Annotated in this window: 4 protein-coding genes and 1 pseudogene; 3 read left to right on the top strand and 2 right to left on the bottom strand. The window is 58.9% G+C overall.

What is annotated here, in order from left to right; translation table 11 throughout:
- Positions 1–187: hypothetical protein (locus tag RZR99_RS31830; protein WP_323123680.1), on the top strand; the 187-nt coding region annotated here is incomplete at its 5' end.
- A gap of 271 nt (positions 188–458) precedes the next feature.
- On the opposite strand, the gene RZR99_RS31825 is transcribed toward RZR99_RS31830, so the two are convergent.
- Together RZR99_RS31825 and RZR99_RS31820 are read right to left on the bottom strand one after the other, a co-directional pair.
- The gene (locus RZR99_RS31825; protein ID WP_323123679.1) at positions 459–1391 is read right to left on the bottom strand and encodes a YncE family protein; all 933 of its coding nucleotides are present in this window, start codon (positions 1389–1391) and stop codon (positions 459–461) included.
- Positions 1392–2397: 1006 nt separating this feature from the next.
- Positions 2398–3600, bottom strand: a pseudogene (locus RZR99_RS31820) (IS3 family transposase).
- A 66-nt stretch (positions 3601–3666) separates the two neighbouring features.
- Between RZR99_RS31820 and RZR99_RS31815 the strand changes: the two are divergent.
- Both RZR99_RS31815 and RZR99_RS31810 read left to right on the top strand, forming a co-directional pair.
- Entirely contained in the window at positions 3667–4194 is a 528-nt protein-coding gene (locus RZR99_RS31815) for a hypothetical protein (RefSeq protein WP_323123678.1), read from the top strand.
- A gap of 1395 nt (positions 4195–5589) precedes the next feature.
- Positions 5590–5748 (top strand): transposase (locus tag RZR99_RS31810; protein ID WP_323123681.1); only part of this gene is annotated, 159 nt, incomplete at its 3' end.

Below are 5748 nucleotides of genomic sequence, written 5' to 3'. Positions count from 1 at the left end.
CCAGTGCGATTTCCTTGCCGATGCCGCTCGCCGCGCCCGTCACGACCGCGGTCTTGCCATTCAGATTGCTCATGATCAATGTCTTGTGAAAAGGGAAAAGCTGCAGTCGCTATGGGGCAACGCAACCATAGGGTGCCTCGCCGGGACCAGACATCAGTGCGCAAGCGTCGACGATTTCATGCGCTGATCGGCAATCGACACGAACCGGCGCGGCTGAGAAAGTCCGCTGGCCCACGCGTATAACAGCTTGCGGCANGGGGCAACGCAACCATAGGGTGCCTCGCCGGGACCAGACATCAGTGCGCAAGCGTCGACGATTTCATGCGCTGATCGGCAATCGACACGAACCGGCGCGGCTGAGAAAGTCCGCTGGCCCACGCGTATAACAGCTTGCGGCATTCGGGATAATTCGGAGGACCGGTGCGCGAAGCGCACCGGTCCGGCTGAACAACGCTCGTTCAACTCTCCGCGTAGTCGATGCCGGTCAGCGGACCCAGTTGGGCGATGGTCGTGAAGTGCGCTTCGTCTTTCGTGTCGATATCGAGTACCCGGACGTTGCCGCCGAGATCCGTCACGAACGCGCGCCGACCGCGTGCATCCAGCGACACGCCGATTCCCTCCTTCAGGTCCCGCGCGAGCACTTCGCGATCGACCAATCCGGTCGTGGTGATCTTGGCGCGGTTCAAGGTGTTACCGTCGTCCGTGTCGTTGCCGCGGTCAGTCCAGTACAACACGCCGTTGTCATGATCGAGATCGAGGTCTATCGGCTCTGGCAGATCAGCCAGCAGGCACTCGACGTCCGGGCGCCGATCAGGGCTCGCGCCTGCCGGCGGCTCGATGTTCGCCCTGAAGATACGGCCTTGTCCGGCATCCGGCGGCCCTTTCTGGGTCCAGTAGACGTGGCCGTTCGCTTTGTCCAGCACGATGCCGACGCAGTGCCGGGTCGCATCGGCCGTGTCATCGGGAAAGTCACCGGTGCGCACGAGCTCGGTGACCTCCGCGCCGTCGAGACTCGCGCGCATAACCCGCATGCCTTCGCGGTCGCACCAATAAATATGGCCACCCTGTTTGTCGAGCACGAGTTCCTTCGGCGTTCCGGCCTGACCACTGGGCACCAGTACACGGTGGCCGCTCCCGTCGAGATACGCGCATTCGATCGTGCCGTCGTTCGGCGGAAGCGGCCCGCTGGTCGGGTCGCTGTCAATCAAATGGATGCCGGTACCCATGTTGGTCCAGTACACGATGTTGCTTTCGGCGTCGACCTTAATGCCGTCAGGCGTTCGAGTCAGATTCCCGAGCACTGTCTGATGGGAACCATCGGGTGACAGGGCAATGATCGCGGGTGGCCGCGCCTGGAGGACATACAACGTACCGCCGTGCTTTTTTGTCACGATAAGTTTCCTGAGAGTAGCAACGAGGATCGCCGCCATTCTGCAAAGGCGGACTGAATCCATTTCCATCGAACAGGCTGTGCATAGACTACACTCGTTAGCTCTTCGACAGTCCCGCTCAATCGCTGAGAATTCGTCAAATATTGTCAAGGCACGTTGCGACGCATGAACAACGTGATGCCATGATGAATGAGACTATTTTTAATTTCGTATTCCATTAGATCCAGTAGATTCGACAACATGGCGCGAACATGATCTGCATACCGAAGTGACAACACACGTCGGATTTCAGGACGTCACGGCGTAACAGATTAAGGGCGGGCCGAGTGTGCTCATGAGGGGTCGGACACTAGGCATGTCAGACTAAACATTGCGGACATCGGTCAAGCTTGCCGGAGCCGGAACGTTAAGCAGTCCGGGCGAGGCAGTCGCGACGTCCTGGTCGATATTGCGGTTGCGGTTGCCGGCAGGGGGAAGCCACTGTCGATGGAACTCGAGGTCGCGGGAAGGGCGACGGAGTATTTCCCGAGGGAGCTGCGCTGAAGTATGCCTAGATCGATTCGGGACGTTCGGCCCGGCCGCCGGGTTTGCGATGCCGCGCGCTTTCGGCCGACACCGTCAGTGATCGGACACCAAAAGCGCGACGGTACGCCGAACCGCCGGAGACTGATCGGTGCCGGAATGCCGGCGGTGATTCGCTCGATGTATGCGGGAACGAGAGGTACATCCGGCTCGCCGCGCATATCTCCCGGCTGGGGCACAATGCTCGTTACCAACGAGCAACGGGTTGAACGGATCCTGCGCAAGCACGATCCCAGGGCTGGTCACAAGTACGCGTGCTCGCCGTTCACGGCCCGTGCGTCGTCGAAACACAACCTGGCGCGAGGGGTCAAGCACGTCGGCGTGGTCTCGGATTCCGACCGCCTTGCTTCGACTATCCCCCCGCCGCCACTTTGCGCGAGTAAGGTTAGCCGCTGGAGTGGGCCCTGCCATTGCGAACACAGCGTCACACTAGGACGCCTGAATCCATCGAGCGCCGCAACGCGCGAGGCAAGCGGTATTTCAGCGCGCCATGAGGATGCTTCTCGTTGTAATGCTCGACGCCGATGGCCAAGTTGTTTACCGCAGTCGCTGCGTCCGGTTTTGGCATGAAGGCGACGTAATCGTGTTTCATGGTCTTCACGGAGCGCTCGGCCATACCGTTACTTTGCGGGCGGCACACCGGCGAGGTGAATGGCTTCAGGCCGATGGCCACTGCGAACCGGCGTGTGTCGTCGGCCGTGTAGGCCGAACCGTTGTCAGTCAGCCCCTCGATTTCGGACGGTGTATGCCGCTCGTAACTAAACCGATTTGCCACTGCCGCCAGCATCACGTCGCGCAAGATGTCGCCGCTGTGGCCCGCTGTCGTAGCCACCCATCTCATCGCTTCACGGTCGCAGCAGTCCAGCGCGAACGTCACGCGCAGCGGTTCGCCGCTGTCGCGGCGGAACTCGAAGCCGTCCGAACACCAACCGCTGGTTGCTGCGCGCCCGCGCCACCTTGCCATCGTGCCGACGTTGCGGCCGACGCGGCGCCGGAGGACGTTGCATCAGCAGGCCATGCATGCACATGACGCGATAGATACGCTTCGCATTGGACAGCACCTGTCCGGCAGCAAAACGTTCATTACGCAACGTACTCCACACGCGGCGATCGACATCGCCGGACAAATCGCCGATAACCCGGTGGAGTGCTTCGACCGCCACCGCATTGTCGGTCTGCCTGGATTTCCGCTCATCGCCCCATGTGGCCGCGCCCGCCCGGCGAACCGATACGTTCGAGCGCGACGCGCCGAGAGCTTCACGAACCCATTTCACTGGTCGTCCTCCGGCAGCGAGGGCGAGGGCGCTATCCATTTTTTTGCTCGGCCATACTCGACTGCTTCGCGGAGAATCTCGTTCTCCATCGTCTTCTTGCCGAGCATGAGCTACAGTTCGCGAATCTCCTCGAACACATCGGCCAACTCCGATACTGGGACCCCTTCCTCGCCAGCCTTGACCGCCGACAGGCTCCCATCCTGATACAGCTTGCGCCATGGTTCATGGTTCACGCCATGCCGGCGCGCGACCATCGAAACCGACTTCCCCGGCTCCAAGCTTTCCCGCGCCATGACCAGTTTCTGCTCCGCGCTCCAACACCGTCGGCGCTCCGGGCTCGTCAACACGTCCATCATTTCCTGCTTGGCGTTAGTCAAAAACACAATCTTGTGCCTACCCGCTTGTTTAAGTGAGAGGCTATGTCCGGTGTTTCAGGGGGCTGCTCCACGGGTGGCGAAAGCTACGCATCTGGTGCTCGCGGTCACGCGCAGGTAGAGGACCAGGCTCTCCGCCCGGGCATTGACGCGAGGCGCGAAGCCAGCGCCGAGCTTTTCGCACCAACATGGGATAGCTTCGTCATGGATCATCGCCCCACGCTCGACCAGCCATGTCTCCACCTCCCGAAGACTGAGCTTAAAGCGACAGCATCGACGCTGCGCATGGCTGACGACCGCTGCCCGGATCAACAACGTAGCATTGCTAAATTTACACATTATCCGTTGCGACCGTCGTCACTATCGACACATAATCAAGATCTGCTGGATGTGTCCTTTTCCGCACACCTGATGAGAACGGAAATCACGAAGGTTTGGCCTGGTTTCCCAAATCAACTTCAAACAAGTGAGAGACGCTGTCATGTCATCAACAAAATTTCGCTTGATGTCAGTCAAAAAGTCCCTTTCGATCATCGTCAAATCATCGGTGATGTGCGATATCAGGAAATCTGACCAGCCCTATACGCCACACGCCCCTCAGAAAAAAATCGATGATCACATCCGAAAAATCCAGCTGATCGGCGAGGCCGTTCTGCTGGCGGTCAAACGTGGCGAATTCGACGAATCCGTGTTTCGGTATGTACTGGATAGTGGATTAACGTGCCCCGCCGATCGCGCACTGTTTGATTTGGACCAAGGTCAATAGGGTGTCGATCGAAATTGTGATTCCGCCGCTATTTCTTCGCGATCGAATACTGTCGCCGGAACGAAGTACCGCGAACCTTTACGTTTAAATCCAAATGATTCGTAATAAGATGGTTTTCGATACCATCATGCATTTCCAATCCATTATCGGCACCGGGGGAGCTAGTCAAGAATCAGGTAGTTAGGCACGATACGATTCAAAATATTCCGTTTCGCGTCCGCAGTCACTCCGCTTAGCGTGCAGCGGCTACGAGGAAAATGGAGTCGTGGCGCTTCACGCCCATCATCGCGGTGTATTCAGGGATACGTTATTGACGAAACACTATCCGCAATGGCCCACGTTGACTTCGGCCGAATTCGATGAGCTCGCCAAGTCCGCCAGAGATCGCTACCAGAACCATCCGACTCACGTTGGCCGCACAGTGTCGGATGCATACATCGTGATGGCTCGCGCGGTCTTGGTGGATGGTGCAACCTACCGAGAAGCAGCCGAGCTATCGCAGAGCCCAATGAACGGCTCCAATCGAGCCGCCGAGGCGGTCCGCACGATACTCCGACAAAGGATGCTGAGCTTGCCGACGGGCGAATTCGACAGGTTGGTGGATCAGTGGACCCAAGTTCGCCAAGCGCGTGGCGATACGCGGATCTCGGAGCAGGCGATCGCTGCGGCACGCGCAGTGCTTACTGGCGGGATGCGGTACGGGGAGGCGGCGCGTCGGTTTTCCGATGAGAGGCGGCGACTGTCATCGACGTCCGTCGACTACGCGGTTCAGTTGATGCTCATTTTCCGAACCTATGATTGTCCGAGTTGGACTGCCCTGGAAACGACAGACTCCTCCGAGCCTCACGCCGAGTCCGACTCAAAAGCCTCGAGACTGACGCCACCCGGATGATTGGGGCGGCGGGTTCGATGGTGAAAAAAACCGATATAGCAAAATACGCCGACGCAATCTAGTGCGAGCGTCTCACGGCGGCCGAGAAGTTGCGCAGGGCAAGCACACATTGGATGCGACGCACGCTCTCGTCTTACGCGCCGGTGTGGGACTCCGAGTACGACTACCCAGCTTTCCGTCATCGCTGATTTCGATATAAGCGGCGGCAACACCACTGTCTTTTAGAAGTCTTAACAAAATGACGTTTGTGGCGCTGTTTACTTCCGATTGCTCCTGTTAACCTGATCGTTGCTTCGACAGCGAAAAGGACATGACCAGAGCGATACTCGACGACGACCTATGGGCACTCATCGAACCGTTGCTGCCGCCGCCCAAACCTAGGCGCTCAGGGTATCCAGGGCGCAAGCCGCTCGACAATCGCGCGGTACTGACGGGGATCCTGTTCATCCTCCAGACTGGTCTGCGCTGG

Origin of the sequence: Burkholderia alba, from assembly GCF_034721475.1 — a bacterium.
In the GTDB taxonomy this organism is placed as follows: domain Bacteria; phylum Pseudomonadota; class Gammaproteobacteria; order Burkholderiales; family Burkholderiaceae; genus Burkholderia; species Burkholderia alba.
Note: the sequence above shows the minus strand (reverse complement) of the source record. Positions and strands in the feature narration are given on the sequence as shown.

Excerpts from the sequence above, each read along its gene's own strand:
- RZR99_RS31815 (WP_323123678.1), top strand. The coding sequence starts at position 3,667 with ATGTCCGGTGTTTCAGGGGGCTGCTCCACGGGTGGCGAAAGCTACGCA.